Consider the following 16,778-nt stretch of genomic DNA (forward strand, 5'->3'; position numbering starts at 1 on the left):
GCAGAATAAATAAATTTCATCGACACCTGCTACAACATAAATCAGGCTGTTTGGCTCTGGTTCGCAATCAATGGTTTACAGTTATAGAGACCGCTGCGTGACGGAAGCTGAGGGATTAACGATGCAACGCACTTTTCTGACATTCTGGATTGTCCTGTCTTTATTCATGGCACCGCTCCATGCTGAACCCAAAGTCTATGGCGAAGAGCGTCTGGGCGGCTGGTGGAATGCGCTGACGGATGATATTTCGCAAACCTGGGAGCAGCCTCAACGCTACGATCTCTACCTGCCGTTTCTGAGCTGGCACGCGCGCTTTATGTACGACAAAGAAAAAACGGACAAATACAACGAAATGCCGTGGGGCGGCGGGCTGGGCGTCTCCCGCTACAACGAAGAGGGCAACTGGAGCGCGCTTTTCGCAATGATGTTCAAAGACTCGCACAACGAATGGCAGCCCGCGATGGGCTATGGCTGGGAGAAGGGCTGGTATCTGGATAATGCCAAAGACTTCCGGCTTGGGCTTGGTGCCGCCGCGGGGATTACGGCGCGCGATGATTTTGCGAACTATGTGCCCCTGCCGTTTATCTTCCCGCTGTTCTCTGCTGGCTATAAGCGCGTTACCGTCCAGTTCACCTATATTCCCGGGACCTATAACAACGGTAACGTGCTCTTTGCCTGGTTGCGCTTGGGTTTTTAAAGGGTGATCACTTTTTTTGCTACGGCATTTGAAAGCACCAGCATGGAGAACAGCACCGAGGTGACGAAAGTGAGCACGATCAGGGTCAGCTTCATACCGAGAGAGGTCACCGGGAATAGCGCCGTCAGCAGGTGAAACACCGAGTAGTGCACAATGTACACGCCGGTCATCGTTTTGCTGATGGCGGCCAGAATGGATTCTTTGAATTCTGCATTGCGGCGAAAACGCACGCCGTTCGCCGCGATCACCAGCGCAATGATCAGAATGTAGATTTGCGAGCCAGTAAGGATAAAGGCGTTTCTGTCAGCCTTGAACAGGGCAAAAAAGAAGTGGCGCTCGTAAAACCAGGTGAAGAGATAAATAAACGGGATGGCGATAACCGCGGCCCTGACCACATTCCTGCGGCTTATCCACTCGGCGATGCGGGGATCGCAGAAAAGCTGCCCTGTCAGGTAAAACAGTAACCATGTCCACAGGCGGTACTGTGGTGAAAGGGAAAAGACGTGGACGTCCGGATAGAGCGCTGAAAGCAAATCATACCCGTAGGAGAAGATCAGCAGGCCGGCAATCACGCCGCAGAACAGCGCGCGTCGCTGGCTGAGCCACTCCACCGCCGGGTGGAAGGTATAAATCACGACAAACGCAAACACGAACCACGGCTGGATTAAATACCCGCGCTGATACGGTTCCCACAGGTAGTAGATCGTTATCCAGAACAGAAAGACAATCACCAGGCTTTTAATCTTGCCCAACTGCCAGCGGGTACCGTGTCGGGACTGGCCGTCGAGATAGCCCGCGACCACAAAAAACAGCGGCGTGGCGATGGTCGAGATAAAGGTTAAAAACCCCAGGATCCAGTGATAGTCATAATCATAATGATCCCAGGTATTGTAGATGGTGAAGAAGGTGACCGCCGTCATACAGCCCAGCGTCTTGATAATGTTCAGGCCTGTCGCATTCATTGTTGTTCCGCTTTGTCCTTACGATGGAAGCACGCATAAATCACGGGAAGTACCAGCAGCGTCAGGATTGTCGCAAACCCAAGTCCGAACATAATCACAACGGCCATGCTCTGGAAGAAAACATCCAGCAGCAGCGGCGCCAGCCCCAGAACGGTGGTAAATGCGGTGAGCAAGATAGGGCGCAGGCGCGAGGTGGCGGCATAAACGATCGCCTCGTGCTGATCTTTATGCGCTTTCTGCTGCTCGATCTCTTCCACCAGCACAATGCCGTTGCGGATCAGCATCCCGCTCAGGCTCAGCAGACCAATCAGCGCCATAAAGCCGAACGGGATCCCGGTTACCAGGAATCCTAGCGTGACGCCAATCAGCGCCAGCGGCACGGTCAGCCAGATGGCGACGGCGTTTTTCACCGAGCTGAACATCAAAACGGTAATGACAAACATCACCAGGAACCCGATCGGCAGCGTGGTGAAGAGCCCCTGCTGTGCTTCGCTGGAGTTTTCTGCATCGCCTCCCCACTCGATGCTGTAGCCGTGGGGCAGGGCGAGGGCGTCAATCTGTGGTTTCACCCGGGCGAGAATATCGCCTGACGTTTGCTGGCTAAGCGGATCGGGGTCGGTCTGAACCGTCAGCACCCGCGAGCGGTCGCGTCGCAGAATAAGCGGATCTTCCCACTCCAGCGAAAAGCGGCTGACGACGTTACTCAGCGGGATATACTGCTGCCGGGTTTGGCTCCAGACCAGCACGTTGTTCAGGTGATTGGCGTCCAGCCGTTCGCTTTCCGGCGGGCGCACCACGACGGGAAGCAGATCGCTCCCTTCGCGATACAGCCCCGCACGACTGCCGGAGAAATTCATCTCCAGCGCGTTGTCGACGTCCTGTTTATCCACGCCAAGTTCGCGTCCCAGCGCGGCGACATATTGAGGACGGATCACCTTGCTGCGGTTTTGCCAGTCGTTTCTGACGCTACCTGTGGCCGGATCGCGTGCCAGAATATCATCCACCTGGCTGGCAATCAGACGTAGTCTGTCAGGATCGGGGCCCTTGATGCGCACCTCTATGGCGCTGTCGCCGGAAGGGCCAAACATTACGCGTTTGGTGCTGGCGTTGACCTGCGGGTAGTTCCGGGCGATGTACTCGTCGACGTAGCGCGTCAGTGCGGAGATGTTGCGCTGGTCATCCATGCGCACCATGATCTGCGCGTAGTTGCTGTACTGCCGCTGTCCGCTGTAGGTCAAAATAAACCGCATACTGCCCTGGCCAATGGTTGAAACGGTGGTTTCTACGCCCGGCTGGCCGTTAATGGTTTTCTCAATATCGCTGGTCATTTTCTCGGTCCATTTGATATCGGTGCCGTAGGGTAACCAGAGGTCGACAAAGAAAATCGGCGTATTGGACGACGGGAAAAAGTTTTGCCGCACCGCGCCAAACCCCCAGACAGACGTGGCCAGCAGGGCGGCCATCACTACCAGCGTCGGTGCCTTATAGTGCAGCAGCGTGTTAAGCAGGCGCTGGTAGAGGCGGTACAGACGTTTGTCGTAAGGATCTGACTCGTCGGCGTTGTCCGGCGCGCTGTCGTTTTTAAACAACCACCACTTAATCAGCACCGGCGTGATGGTGAGCGCCGAGAACCAGCTCAGCATCAGGGAAATCAGCAGTACCTGGAACAGGGATTTACAGTATTCCCCGGTAGAATCCTGCGACAGCCCGATAGGCGCAAACGCCAGGATGGCGATCACCGTCGCCCCCAGCAGCGGCAGCGCGGAGCGACGGATGATGTAGTTAATGGCGTTCAACAGCGAGGAGCCCTGCTGCCTCGCAATCAGCACTCCTTCAACAATCACGATGGCGTTATCCACCAGCATACTGAGGGCGATAATCAGCGCGCCAAGCGAGATGCGCTGCAGTTCAATGCCCCACAGATACATGATTAGCAGCGTGCCAAGCACGTTGAGCGCGAGGGAAAAGGCGATGATAATCCCGCTGCGCACGCCCATAAAGATCAATAGCACGCCGATGACAATCGCCAGCGCCATCAGGAAGTTAATGATAAAACCGTTAACCGAGTGGCCCACTTCGGCGGCCTGATCGTAAAACAGATTTATATGTATTCCCGCCGGTTTTTCCGCCGACATCTGTTTTAGCTTTGCTTCCAGGGCGTGACCCACGTCAATCACGTTCACGCCAGGGATAAACGAGACGCCCATGGTAACGGCTTTTCTGCCGTTGGCATGATAGATACTGGCAGGTGACTCGTTCAGCCCGCGCGACAGCGTGGCGATATCCCGCAGACGCGTCGCTGCCCCGGTACCGGACGGCGTAATAATCAGGTCCGCCAGCTCGTCAAGATTTTCAAACTCACCGGTCGGATGCAGGCGAATCGACTCCGTGCCGGAGGTAATCTCCCCGGCGCTGGACACCACATTAAGGCGACTCAGCAGGGCGGAAAGCTGGCTAAGCGTAATACCGCGCGAGGCCATTTTGGTCAGGGAAATATCAATATTGACCTGCTGGCTAATGGCCCCACCAATTGCGACCTTCGCGACGCCGGGGACCAGAATTAATTCGCGACGCAGCTGCTCAGCGTAACGCACCAGCTCCGGGTTGCTGAATTCGTCTCCGGAAATTGCGAAGAAAAAGCCGAACACGTCGCCGAAATCGTCATTCACGAAGGGCGTGACAACACCGGGCGGGAACTGGCGTGAGGCATCGCCCACGCGGCGGCGCAGTTCGTCCCAGATCTGCGGCAGTTCGTTCGAATGATAGCGTGAGGCAATGTTCACGGTGATCTGCGACAGGCCGTTTGAAGAGATGGAGCTGACATTGTCCAGATAAGGCAGCTGCTGGAGGGCATTCTCCAGCGGCAGCGTAACCTCCTCTTCAACCTGCTGAGCAGAGGCGCCGGGATAGTGGGTGATGACCACAGCAGTTTTGATCGTAAACGCGGGATCTTCCAGCCTGCCGATATTCAACAGGGCGAAAATGCCCCCGACGCCCAGCAGCAGGATCGTCAGCCAGACACGAATGGGGTTATTGATGAATTGACGAGAGATATCCATTACAGTCCCCGTTCACGCGTCCAGATGCGAACCGGCTGGTTAGCATGGAGCTCTCCTACGCCAGCGGCCACCACGCGTTCGCCTGCCTTAAGGCCACTGGTAATTACCACGCCCTCTGTGGTCACTTGCCCCACGCTGACCTTGCGATCTTCCAGGTGGAGCGTGTCGCCTTCCCCGGCCACAACCCAGACGTGCGGTTCATTGCGCGGGCTATTGTCCGGGTTAAAGACCGCCTCGACCGGCACAACCAGCGCCTGAGCGCCTGCGCCAGCCGGAAGGTTGGTTAGATTGATGGTAACCGTACCGCTTACACCTCCCACGACGGGAAAATCGTCCGGGCGGGGCATGGTTAAAATCACCTGCCAGGTCAGCGTATTGCTGTCGCTGCTGCCCGAGTGTTCTTTGTAGACGGCGGTAAATTCGCGATCCGGAATGGCGTTAATTCTCACCACGGGGCGATACTGCGCGTTACGGATATCAAAGGTGTTGAACAGGTTCTCAGGAATACTAAACACCACATCCAACAGGTCGGTGCGGGTCAGGGTTGCAATCGGTTGACCGGCAGACACCACCTGATGGTTTCGAACGTGTACGCTGGCCGCCGTCCCGCTGAAGGGGGCGACGAGCGTCATCTGATTCAGCTCTTCACGGGCTATTTGCAGCGCTGCATTCGCCGAATCGCGGTTCGCGCGCTGTACGTCCATTTCTGCTTTCGAGACAGCCTGGCGTCCCGCCAGCGTCTGGAAGCGTTCGAACTGCCGCTGGGCGAGTGTCGCTGCGGTTTGTCTGTCGTTTACCCGCTGCTGGGTTTCACGGGCGTTCAGCCTGGCGAGCTGCTGCCCTTGCTTAATGGCTGCACCCTGACGTATATCGAGCGCCTCGATTTGACCTCCTCGCTTGAAGGAGAGGTCTGTTGCATCACCCGATTCAATACGTGCGGGAAAAACACGCTGCTGGGCGTGAGCGGGGATAGTTACCTCCGCCACTTTAACCATTCGCGGCAGGGGTGCGGCTTGCTCGGGTTTTGGGTCGCACGCAGTGAGCGTTAGGATAACGAACGGTAAAATGAGGTAGCGGTTCACTGTATTCCCCTAATAAATAACTGTTTTATTTCTTCCGTAGCAAGGGCAGGGGGTGACACTATTCTGCCAGAACAGTGACAACCATATAGGTGAATAGCCCAATTGCCGTGCTGGCAATAATGGCAAGTGCAATAAACAAACCAAGACGGAAAAGGCTTAAACCGTACATTCATTCCTCCATGCGCTGTATAGAGCGTCTTTCTAAGAGCATAGTTGGAGAAAAGATAAATGTTAAATAACCAATATCAGTGGGTAAGCGTTAAACCTGATATTCCTGTGCTACGTTTAATATCATTCATCTTTTTTTCCCGTAACTGGCATTAAGGGTAACTCCCTGCATTTAATGCATTTTATTGCTTCACTCACTACTGTGTTGGTTATAAAAAGGATGCTCGATATGTATAAAAATATTCTGGTTCCGGTGGATGTTTACGAGACTAGCCTGGCTGATAAAGCCCTTCAGCATGCACAGTTCCTGGCACAAAGCGCATCGGGTGACATTCATCTGCTGCACGTCATGCCTAAGTTTTCTGCCGAACTGACGCGTGGTTTTATTTCAGATGCGCGCAAGATGGATGAATATATGATTAATAATTCTAAAGAAAAACTGTCTGACCTGGTCAAAAAACTCAATTTGCCAGAAGAACGTGTTCACCTCCATGTCCGTAGCGGAAATGTTCGTGATGAGGTTATTAAGCTGGCGGATGAACTTGCTGCCGGGGCAATTATTGTCGGCTCTCGAAATCCCAATATTCAAACCCATCTCCTGGGGTCAGAGGCGGCAAGTATTGTGCGTTACGCACATGTTCCTGTTTTCGTTATTCGTTAATTGCATGAAAGCAAGGTGATTTCTGAAAAGAACCTGAGGAAGGAACGATGAAAACAGAAAAACCTGAACGTCCTTATTATCAACAAACCGTTGACGACACCCTGGCGAATATCAACTCCACTGCGGAGGGGCTGAGCAGCAGTGAGGCATCGGTCCGACTCCAGCAGTATGGTGAAAATGCGTTACCGCAAAAAAAAGGCAAACCCGCCTGGCTGCGCTTCCTGGCCCATTTTAACGATGTGCTGATTTACGTTCTGCTGGTGGCTGCACTACTCAAGCTCTTTATGGGCCAGTGGGTCGATATGTTTGTCATCCTCGGGGTTGCCATCGTTAACGCACTGATTGGTCACATTCAGGAGAGCAATGCTGAAAAATCGCTGCAAAGTATTCGCAATATGCTCTCCAGCGAAGCCGTGGTGGTTCGACAAGGTAATCATGAAACGATCCCTACCACGACGCTGGTTCCGGGTGACATCGTGGTGATCCGCGCCGGGGATCGTATTCCTGCGGATTTGCGTGTGATTGAAGCGCATAACCTTCGCGTGGAGGAGGCCATTCTGACCGGTGAATCCACCGTTGTAGAGAAAAACAGCGATGTGTTAAGCGGGGAATTGCCTTTAGGTGACCGGTATAATCTGCTTTATTCAGGTACTACCGTCAGCTCCGGCGGTGGAAAAGGCGTGGTGGTGGCAACCGGGGGCGAAACCGAGCTTGGACACATCAATCAGATGATGTCTGATATCGAAAAACACCGCACGCCGCTGATGGTGCAGATGGATAAGCTCGGTAAGACTATCTTCATCACTATCCTGGTGATGATGGTGGCGCTGTTTGTCTTCAGTCTGCTGTTCCGCGATATGCCGGTTTCCGAGCTGGTGTTGTCGCTCATCAGCCTCGCCGTTGCTGCGGTGCCGGAAGGCCTGCCGGCGATCATTTCCATCATCCTTTCGCTTGGCGTACAGGCTATGGCGCGCCGCAAGGCCATCATCCGTAAGCTGCCTACGGTGGAAACGCTGGGCGCGATGACGGTCATCTGCTCGGATAAAACCGGCACCCTGACGATGAATGAAATGACGGTCAAAGCGGTGATTACCGCTGACACGACCTATCGCGTGGAGGGAGACAGCTACGAACCGGTGGGGAACATTCACCCCGTAGACGACCCGACACCCGTCAGCGTGGTGCAGGGTTCGTTACTGGAACGCTACCTGCGCACCATCGACCTCTGTAATGACAGCCAGTTGATCAAAGACGAGCAGGGGCTGTGGAAAATCACCGGGGGGCCGACCGAGGGCGCGCTGAAGGTGCTGGCGGCGAAAATTCAGCTCCCGCCGCTCGATACCGAAATGCGCAGTAAAATCCCGTTTGATTCGCAATATAAATACATGTCCACGCTTTACCGTCTGGGCGATGAAGAGGTGATTCTGATTACCGGTGCGCCGGACGTGCTGTTCCGCCTCTGTCAGTACCAGCAGACGAATGACGGAATGCAACCGTTCGATCTGCCTTACTGGGAAGGGAAGATTGAAGAGTATGCCCGTGAGGGGCTGCGCATGGTGGCTGCGGCCTGGAAACCCGCCCGCGACGGTCAACGAGAGCTGGATCATCCGGACCTGCAGGATGGAGTGATCCTGCTCGGGATTGCCGGAATGATGGATCCGCCGCGTCCGGAGGCCATTACCGCGATTGCCGACTGCCTGCAGGCGGGGATCCGCGTGAAGATGATCACCGGCGACCACCCGCAAACGGCGATGAGTATTGGGCAAATGTTGGGTATTGGTAACGCCGCAAGCGCTATCACCGGACGTGAGCTGGAGGCGATGGACGATCGTCAGCTGAGCGACGCCGCACAGCAGTACGATATTTTTGCGCGAACCAGCCCGGAGGATAAATTCCGCCTTGTGCAGGCCCTGCAAAGTAAACAGGAAGTGGTGGGCATGACCGGGGACGGCGTGAACGATGCCCCGGCGCTCAAGCGGGCGGACGTGGGTATCGCCATGGGGATTAAGGGGACAGAAGTCACCAAGGAAGCCGCCGACATGGTGTTAACGGATGACAACTTTGCCACTATTGCCCGCGCGGTACATGAGGGACGGCGGGTTTACGATAACCTGAAAAAAACCATTCTGTTCGTTATCCCCAGCAACATCGCGCAGGCCCTACTGATCATCATCGCGCTGCTGGCGGGGAACCTGATCCCGCTGACGCCGGTCCTGATCCTGTGGATGAACATGGCAACATCGGCGACGCTCTCTTTTGGGCTGGCGTTCGAGGCGGGCGAGAAAGACATCATGAACCGACCGCCTCGCAAGGCGAATCTGCATGTGATGGACGGCTATGCCATCTGGCGCGTGGTATTTGTCGGCCTGATGATTGCCATCAGCGCCTTCATCCTGGAGGCCTGGCTGCAACCGCGTGGCTACTCGGCGGAATTTATCCGTACCGTGCTGCTGCAAACCCTGGTGACGGCGCAGTGGTTTTACATGCTCAACTGCCGCGTGAATGATGGTTTCTCGTTGAGCAAAGGTCTGCTGGCAAATAAAGGGATTTGGATCGTGAGTGGTGTGCTGCTGGCGCTTCAGCTCCTCATTATCTACGCACCTTTCATGCAGATGCTGTTTGGCACAGAAGCGCTGCCGTTCCGCTACTGGGTCATCACCTTGCTGATTGGTTTTGTGATGTTCCTTATTGTTGAAGCGGAAAAAGTTCTGACACGCAAGTGGCGCAAAACTGAGGCGTAATAGCGTAAACTGAGAAAGCCTGCTTACGTTCAGGCTTTCTCTATTTTCGAGCTCAGGACACTATGATTCGACTTGCCTCGTTCGTTCTCACGCTTTGTGCCGCCGTTCCCGGCGCGTTTGCCGTGACCTATACCTTGCCACCCGAAGGCAGCCGTCTTGTGGGTGCTCCGATAACCATCACTGTTCCACAGGGTAACACGTTGCCCCTTGAAGCCTTTGCCGCGCAGTACGGACTGGGGCTGAGTAATATGCTGGAGGCCAACCCTGGCGTGGATCCTTTTCTCCCCAAATCAGGTACGACATTAACGATCCCTCAGCAGCTGATTTTGCCTGATACTGTCCGCGAAGGAATTGTGGTGAATGTGGCAGAAATGCGTCTCTATTACTATCCGCCGGGCGGCAACACCGTTGAGGTGCTGCCCATCGGCATCGGTCAGGCCGGGCGTGAAACACCGCGTAACTGGGTGACGGCCGTTGAGCGTAAGCAGGTGGGGCCGACCTGGTCGCCTACGCCGAATACGCGCCGTGCCTATGCGGCTGAAGGTAAAACACTGCCAGCGTTTGTCCCTGCAGGGCCAGATAACCCAATGGGGCTGTATGCGATCTATATCGGCAGGCTGTATGCCATTCACGGCACAAATTCGAATTTCGGTATCGGGCTGCGGGTGAGCCAGGGCTGTATTCGTCTGCGTAATAACGACATCAAATACCTTTTCGATCATGTCCCTGTTGGGACCCGAGTACAGCTTATCGATCGGCCCGTTAAAGTCACCACGGAGCCAGACGGTAGCCGCTGGGTGGAAGTGCATGAACCATTATCACGTAACCGTGCGGAATTTGAATCGACCCGAAAAGTGCCTCTGCCAATTTCAGCCGCGCAGCGGACGCAGTTGATTAACGAGGGCGCAGGAACTGAACTTGAACGGCGCTCGGGGATGCCGGTTAAGCTTGGCATGTGAAGCCCTTTTCGCCCCCGGCAATTTTACCTGGCGCAGAAAAGCAAAAAGCCTGCTTTAAAAGCAGGCTTTTCAAATTTGGCTCCTCTGACTGGACTCGAACCAGTGACATACGGATTAACAGTCCGCCGTTCTACCGACTGAACTACAGAGGAATCGTGTGAACGGGGCGCATAGTATCGACGTCAGCCGAGCTTGTCAAAGGGTGGAGCACCGCCTTTTGATCGTTTGCTGACAAAATCGGCAAAATGATGTTTTTGACAGCGGAATGCACCGTAATGGTGCGGTTATACCTCTAATGGGGCAGATCATAAACTGCTGTTTCAGTAATAAATGCCCCTCCATGATTAGGTTTCCTTATTTTCAGCCGCTTAGCAACAAATCAGACCTCTTCGAAAAACTGGCATTCATATTGCAAAACCTGTTCAACAACGACAGCCGGTTACGGCACAGCATTTCGAACAGGGGGCAAAATGAACTTAAGACGACTGAAATACTTCGTAAAAATCGTCGATATCGGCAGCCTGACTCAAGCGGCAGAAGTGCTGCACATCGCGCAGCCTGCGCTGAGCCAGCAGGTGGCTACTCTGGAAGGCGAGATGGATCAGCAGCTGTTGATCCGCACCAAACGCGGCGTTACGCCAACGGAAGCAGGTAAGATCCTTTATACCCACGCACGCACCATCCTCCGCCAGTGTGAACAGGCGCAGCTGGCGGTGAATAATGTCGGTCAGACCCTGAGCGGACACGTCTCCATCGGTTTAGCACCGGGAACGGCCGCATCGTCTATTACCATGCCGCTGCTGCAGGCCGTGCGCGCCGAGCTGCCGGAAGTGCTGGTATACCTGCACGAAAACAGCGGTTCCGTGCTCAATGACAAGCTGCTCAACGGCCAGCTGGATATGGCGGTGCTTTACGATCGTTCCCCGGTTGCCGGGATCACCAGCCAGCCATTGCTGAAAGAAGATCTTTACCTCGTGGGCACTCGCGACTGTCCGGGGCAGAGCGTAGACCTGACCGCCGTGGCTGAGATGAATCTCTATCTGCCGCGCGATTATAGTGCCGTGCGCGTGCGCGTGGATGAAGCATTTTCTCTGCGCCGCCTGACGGCAAAAATTATTGGCGAAATCGACTCTATCTCCACGCTGACCGCAGCTATCGCTAGCGGAATGGGCGTGACGGTTCTGCCGGAATCCGCTGCACGCTCGCTGTGCAGTGCGGCAAATGGCTGGATGGCGCGCATCACAACGCCGTCTATGAGCTTACCTTTGTCGCTGAACATGTCCGCACGCGGTTCGCTGTCACCGCAGGCGCAGGCGGTAAAAGAGATTTTGATGTCGCTGGTCAGCAAGCCTTCGCTGGAGAACCGTGAACTGCAGCTCGTGAGTTAATATTCCATAAAAGAATAAGATGCTGGTTTTTATTATTTGTTCTGCAGCTCAGCTGACTCTAACAATAGAGCTATGTCAGATGCGCCGGAGTGAATCGTGAATTTCCAGCAACTTAAAATTATCCGTGAGGCGGCCAGGCGGGACTTTAACCTGACCGAAGTCGCCAATATGCTTTATACCTCTCAGTCCGGCGTGAGCCGCCATATCCGCGAGCTGGAAGAGGAGCTGGGTATAGAGATTTTTATCCGTCGTGGTAAGCGACTGCTTGGCATGACGGAGCCTGGCAAGGCATTGCTCACCATCGCGGAGCGGATCCTCAACGAGGCCAGCAACGTTCGTCGTCTGGCGGATCTCTTTACCAATGATGCCTCGGGCGTACTCACCATCGCCACCACCCACACACAGGCTCGCTACAGCCTGCCGCCGGTGATTAAAGCGTTCCGTGAACTTTTCCCTGATGTCCGTCTGGAGCTTATCCAGGGCACGCCGCAGGAAATTGAAGTGCTGCTGCAAAACGGGGGAGCGGATATCGGTATTGCCAGTGAACGCCTGAGCAACGACCCGCTGCTGGTGGCGTTCCCGTGGTTCCGCTGGTACCACAGTTTATTACTTCCCATTGATCATCCGTTGAATCAGGTATCCCCCCTGACGCTGGAAGCCATCGCTAAGTGGCCACTGATTACTTACCGCCAGGGCATTACCGGGCGCTCGCGCATTGATGAGGCCTTCAACCGCAAAGGGTTAACGCCGGACGTGGTGCTGAGCGCGCAGGATTCTGATGTGATTAAAACCTACGTCGAACTGGGTCTGGGTATTGGTCTGGTGGCGGAACAGTCCAGTGGAGAACGTGAAGACGGGAACCTGGTGCGTCTTGATACGCGTCATCTGTTTGACGCTAACACCGTATGGCTTGGCCTGAAACGCGGGCAGCTGCAGCGCAACTATGTATGGCGCTTTCTCGAGCTATGCAATGCCGGGCTATCCGTTGATGAGATCAAGCGGCAGGTGATGGAACCCGAAGAAGTGGCGATTGATTATCAGATTTAAGTGCTGGCTTGCCCGGTAGCGCTGCGCTGACCGAATCAGGGGGGAGGGATGTCGTCACTTGTTGTAAGTAATGGCGACATGCTGCCGCATCAATTCAACGATCCAATCAATAAAAACGCGCAGTCTGGCGTTGACATGGCGGTTAGGCGGAAATGCCAGGTACAGGGGCATTGGATTAATACGCCAGTCTTCAAATAGCGGAATCAAAGAGCCAGCAGTCTGATGCGCTGCCGCCATATAGACGGGGAGCGCAATCACGCCTAATCCCGCGAGCCCAGCTTCGAGGTAGGTGTTGCCATCATCAACTGCAAGCAGATAGCTTCCCGTGATTTCAATATGTTCACTCTCACAGCGCAGTACCAGAGGATCAATCTTACCGGTGCGTGAGGACAAGAATCCCACTATGCGATGGTCGGTGTTTTCCAGCTCTCGCGGATGCGCTGGGGCGCCGAGGCGTTCCACATAGCTTGGCGCGACGTAAACACCGATTTGCAAATCGCCGACGTGGCGTGCGATCAGGGACTGGTCATTGATTTCGCCACCGCGCAGGACGCAATCCACGTTGTCGCCGATCAGATCCACCACCCGGTCGCTCACGCCCATGTCGAACTGAATATCAGGGTATCGCGCGTGAAAAGCCGGTAGCGCGGGCACCAGCACCAGGCGGGCGAGAGGAGTGGGCACATCTATCCGTAGCCGTCCCCTGGGCGTCATCGCCGAACTGGACAGGCTGTTTTCAGCATCTTCCATATCCGCCAGCAGACGGATGACGCGCTCGTAGTAGACCGCGCCATCAGGAGTGACACCGAGCCTGCGGGTGGTGCGATGGAGCAGCTTAACGCGCAGGCGCGCTTCAAGCTGCTGAATAAGCTGTGTCACCGTGGTTTTGCTCATATGAAGCGTTTGGGCAGCCTTTGTGAAACTGCCTGCCTCCACCACGCGAGCAAAGGCGCGCATCGCATCGAAACGGTCCATCCCTTGTCCTCTCTTTTCACCGATTGTTTGGATATTACAAACAATGATGGACAAAGTCGCTTGTTTATCCGCCCGATCCTGCACCTGTAAAGTGTCTTTATGTTCATCGGGCAGATTTCGCCCCATTACAAAGGTACAAACATGACAACACGCGAAGCCGTTTTTCCCTTCGGACGCCAGGCGCTCTATGAGCGCAATCGCTATTCACCGGCCATCAAATCCAACGGTTTTCTGTTTGTTTCGGGGCAGGTTGGTAGCCGGGAGGATGGTTCGCCAGAAGAGGATCTCAACGCGCAGGTTCGGCTGGCATTCGATAACCTTAATGCTGTTCTTACGGCTGCGGGCTGCACGTTCGCTGACGTGGTTGATGTTACCCTCTTTGTCGTCGATCCCGAGTCAAACCTCGACGCTATCTGGAGTATCCTGCCAGAATATTGGGGAGAAGCGCCTTACCCTACGTTGACCGGGATCGGCGTGACGTGGCTGTACGGATTCCAGTTTGAGATTAAGGTGATTGCCAGGCTGGATGCGATTCTGAGTTAACATCAGAGCCGTAGAAAAGCAAAAAGCCTGCTTTAAAAGCAGGCTTTTCAAATTTGGCTCCTCTGACTGGACTCGAACCAGTGACATACGGATTAACAGTCCGCCGTTCTACCGACTGAACTACAGAGGAATCGTGTGAACGAGGCGCATAGTAGCGACCTCAGTACGCCTTGTCAAAGGGTGAAAACGCACTTTTCGTTCGTTTGCCGACAATTTCAGCAAATCGCTGATTTTATAGTAAATTTGCTTCGAAATTACACAGCAAAATGCGCCGCCCGCAGGCGGCGCGCGGTATTAGAACAGTACGGAGTAGTTCAGACCAAACGTGCGTCCACGGCCCTTGTAGGTATAAAGGCCCGGTGCACCGTAGGTTGGGCTATACAGCCCCGGCGCGCGCTGGCCCCAGGCGGTGGTGTAGTCTTTGTCCAGCAGGTTTTCCACGCTGAAGCTGACTTTACCCACCGGCAGGGCGTAGCTACCCAGGAAGTCGACCGTGTTATAGCCATCAATCTTCTTACCGTCGGAGTCAGAGACGTCAAAGGTCTGCGTGCTCTGTACTCGCAAGGTCCAGTCGCCCGGCGCCCAGTTGACCCATGCGCTGGCTTTCGACGGGCTGGCACTGTCAACCGTCAGCTTCTCCCATTTCCCATTTTCACGGGTTTCAGACTTGATGGCGTTAAAGTTCGCGCCCGTGCTCCAGTCGCTGTCGGTGAAGAAATAGTCCACCTGACCTTCCACCCCGTAGATACGACGTTTGTCGTCTTCGAGGTTAATGGTCATGTCCGTCTTGTTGATGGTGATGGTTTTATCCGAGAGCGAGTAGTAGGCCGCGACCTGCGTGCGCAGGTTATCGCCGGTGTAGCGCCAGCCCAGCTCGTAAGCGTTAACCTTGATACCGTCCAGTTTTGAGTCGTTCACGTTCACGCTATTCAGCAGGCGATAGTGACCATTGCTGAGCTGATAGGTGCCGGAACCGTAGTACTTCGCCAGGTCAGGAATTTCAAAGCCCTGCGAGAAGTTAAACCACACCTGCTGCTGTTCGGTCAGGCGACCGAGGATCCCGGCGTTAAACAGGAAGTTGTTGTAATCGGTTTTCCCGCCCGGTACCGCGTCTGCGGAGGTGGCTTTCCCGGTGGCGATGGCCTGCTGCTGGGCGTAACCGACAAAGTCGTCTACTTTGTTTTCGGTGTACTGGTAACGCACGCCGCCACTCAGGGTGATGGCGTCAATATCGTAGCTGGCCTGCAGGAACGGGGCGAGGTTGGTGATGCTGTAACCCGGGTAACGACCTACGTTATACGCGTTGTCCAGCTCCATGCCGCCACTCGCCGCGGCTTTGCTCAGGTTGAAGAACTGCTGGTTGGCATCGAAGGTTTCGTGGTCGGCGTCGACACCCCAGGTAAGGTTCAAATCATCCACTGGCTTGCTGTTCAGCGTCAGCTTACCGCCGTAAAAATCGGTTTTCTGCTGAGAGGCGCCGATACTGGTCACCACACCTTTGGTCAGGGTCGGGAACGGATAATAGGTCAAGCTCTCGTCACGATAGTAAATCTGCGCAACCAGATCCTGACCCAGGAAATCGGTATTGGAGTACTGCAGGTTTATCAGATGGCGCTCGGTACCCGGCACGCGGTCAGAGTCGAGATTCCCTTTGTTGTACGCGTTAGCATCTCCCGTTACCGCTGAGAAGTTCTTCCCGAGGTACAGCCCATGCTTACCGTCTGACTCACTTTTGTAGTACTGCGTCGTCAGCTGCAATTGCTGGTGATCGTCGATGTTGATGGTGCCGGTCCCCATCACATCAATACGGTCTGAATACTGTAAGCCGGTCTGGGTGTTATCAATGATCACCTCGTTGCCTTTGCCGTCGTACCAGCCACCGTAGCGCTGATAGGAGACCGACAGGCGACCGGAAGCATTGTCGTTGCCGCCGCTGACGGCTGCCGACACGTTTTCATCGTGGTCGTTATGGCTGTTAAAGCCACTTTTTGTTCCGGTCTGGAACTCAACTTCAGTCTCTGGCTGGCCTTTTTTGGTGACGATATTCACCAGACCGCCGGTACTGCCGCCGCCGTAGAGCGATGTGGCACCGGAGATCACTTCAATACGGTCGATGTTGAACGGATCGATGGAGTCCAGTTGTCGGCTGTCACTACGGGACGAGTTCAGGCGCACACCGTCGACCATGACCATCATCGAACGGCCGCGCAGGTTCATTCCGTAGTTGGTACGCCCCTGGCTACTGACGTCCATACCCGGGATCAGCTGTGCCAGTACCTCTTTAATCTCTTTTCCGCCCTGAACCTGCTGCTCAATTTCAGCCCGCTCAATGACCCAGGTGGTCTGCGCCATCTCCGCCACGCTGCGATGCGCACGGCTGGCGGAGACAACGATATTTTCTTCCTTTTGTTCTTCCGCCCACGCAGAGGTAGAAAGCATTGCAAGCAAACAAGGATTTAAAACCCAAAGATGAGAACGTTTCATTGTTATGTCGAT

Annotated in this window: 12 protein-coding genes and 2 tRNA genes; 7 read left to right on the forward strand and 7 right to left on the reverse strand. The window is 54.8% G+C overall.

What is annotated here, in order from left to right:
- Positions 1-121 precede the first annotated feature (121 nt).
- Positions 122-697 (forward strand): lipid IV(A) palmitoyltransferase PagP, encoded by a 576-nt coding sequence (gene pagP, locus AC0XWG_RS15825; RefSeq protein WP_475680816.1) that lies wholly within the window; start codon positions 122-124, stop codon positions 695-697.
- Here the strand turns inward: pagP and AC0XWG_RS15830 are convergent.
- From AC0XWG_RS15830 to AC0XWG_RS15840, 3 genes are read right to left on the reverse strand one after another with little or no spacing between them, the layout of a single operon-like run.
- Positions 694-1,659, reverse strand: coding sequence for an acyltransferase (locus tag AC0XWG_RS15830; RefSeq protein WP_475680817.1), 966 nt, complete (start codon positions 1,657-1,659; stop codon positions 694-696). The genes pagP and AC0XWG_RS15830 overlap by 4 nt on opposite strands.
- Positions 1,656-4,718, reverse strand: coding sequence for an efflux RND transporter permease subunit (locus tag AC0XWG_RS15835; protein WP_475680818.1), 3,063 nt, complete (start codon positions 4,716-4,718; stop codon positions 1,656-1,658). The genes AC0XWG_RS15830 and AC0XWG_RS15835 overlap by 4 nt, the downstream gene beginning before the upstream one ends.
- Positions 4,718-5,800 carry an efflux RND transporter periplasmic adaptor subunit gene (locus tag AC0XWG_RS15840; protein WP_028019629.1) on the reverse strand — a complete coding sequence of 361 codons (1,083 nt, stop codon included), beginning with the start codon at positions 5,798-5,800 and terminating at the stop codon, positions 4,718-4,720. Before AC0XWG_RS15840 ends, AC0XWG_RS15835 begins: the two co-directional genes overlap by 1 nt.
- Before the next feature lie 397 nt (positions 5,801-6,197).
- On the opposite strand from AC0XWG_RS15840, the gene AC0XWG_RS15845 reads away from it, so the two are divergent.
- The 3 genes from AC0XWG_RS15845 to ldtA all read left to right on the forward strand — a co-directional run bounded on the left by AC0XWG_RS15845 (position 6,198) and on the right by ldtA (position 10,329).
- Positions 6,198-6,629, forward strand: a complete 432-nt coding sequence (locus tag AC0XWG_RS15845) for a universal stress protein (protein ID WP_028019628.1) — start codon at positions 6,198-6,200, stop codon at positions 6,627-6,629.
- Positions 6,630-6,676: 47 nt separating this feature from the next.
- Entirely contained in the window at positions 6,677-9,370 is a 2,694-nt protein-coding gene (locus tag AC0XWG_RS15850; protein WP_475680819.1) for a cation-transporting P-type ATPase, read from the forward strand.
- 62 nt (positions 9,371-9,432) lie between these two features.
- Positions 9,433-10,329 carry a L,D-transpeptidase gene (ldtA, locus tag AC0XWG_RS15855; RefSeq protein ID WP_108089622.1) on the forward strand — a complete coding sequence of 299 codons (897 nt, stop codon included), beginning with the start codon at positions 9,433-9,435 and terminating at the stop codon, positions 10,327-10,329.
- Between the two features lie 76 nt (positions 10,330-10,405).
- Here ldtA and AC0XWG_RS15860 read toward each other — a convergent pair.
- A tRNA-Asn gene (locus AC0XWG_RS15860) sits at positions 10,406-10,481 on the reverse strand.
- Positions 10,482-10,799: 318 nt separating this feature from the next.
- On the opposite strand from AC0XWG_RS15860, the gene nac reads away from it, so the two are divergent.
- Positions 10,800-11,717, forward strand: coding sequence for a nitrogen assimilation transcriptional regulator NAC (gene nac, locus AC0XWG_RS15865; protein WP_008499475.1), 918 nt, complete (start codon positions 10,800-10,802; stop codon positions 11,715-11,717).
- 96 nt (positions 11,718-11,813) lie between these two features.
- Entirely contained in the window at positions 11,814-12,764 is a 951-nt protein-coding gene (gene cbl, locus AC0XWG_RS15870) for an HTH-type transcriptional regulator Cbl (RefSeq protein WP_028019625.1), read from the forward strand.
- A gap of 54 nt (positions 12,765-12,818) precedes the next feature.
- Here cbl and AC0XWG_RS15875 read toward each other — a convergent pair whose 3' ends face one another.
- Positions 12,819-13,739 carry a LysR family transcriptional regulator gene (locus tag AC0XWG_RS15875; protein WP_475680820.1) on the reverse strand — a complete coding sequence of 307 codons (921 nt, stop codon included), beginning with the start codon at positions 13,737-13,739 and terminating at the stop codon, positions 12,819-12,821.
- A gap of 141 nt (positions 13,740-13,880) precedes the next feature.
- On the opposite strand from AC0XWG_RS15875, the gene AC0XWG_RS15880 reads away from it, so the two are divergent.
- Positions 13,881-14,282 (forward strand): RidA family protein, encoded by a 402-nt coding sequence (locus AC0XWG_RS15880; protein ID WP_475680821.1) that lies wholly within the window; start codon positions 13,881-13,883, stop codon positions 14,280-14,282.
- Positions 14,283-14,336: 54 nt separating this feature from the next.
- Here AC0XWG_RS15880 and AC0XWG_RS15885 read toward each other — a convergent pair.
- Together AC0XWG_RS15885 and AC0XWG_RS15890 are read right to left on the reverse strand one after the other, a co-directional pair.
- Positions 14,337-14,412: transfer RNA gene (locus AC0XWG_RS15885), tRNA-Asn, on the reverse strand.
- Positions 14,413-14,576: 164 nt separating this feature from the next.
- Positions 14,577-16,766 (reverse strand): TonB-dependent siderophore receptor, encoded by a 2,190-nt coding sequence (locus tag AC0XWG_RS15890; RefSeq protein ID WP_049006657.1) that lies wholly within the window; start codon positions 16,764-16,766, stop codon positions 14,577-14,579.
- Between the last annotated feature and the right edge of the window lie 12 nt (positions 16,767-16,778).

The sequence above is a fragment of the Enterobacter sp. DVT3837 genome (assembly GCF_056238685.1).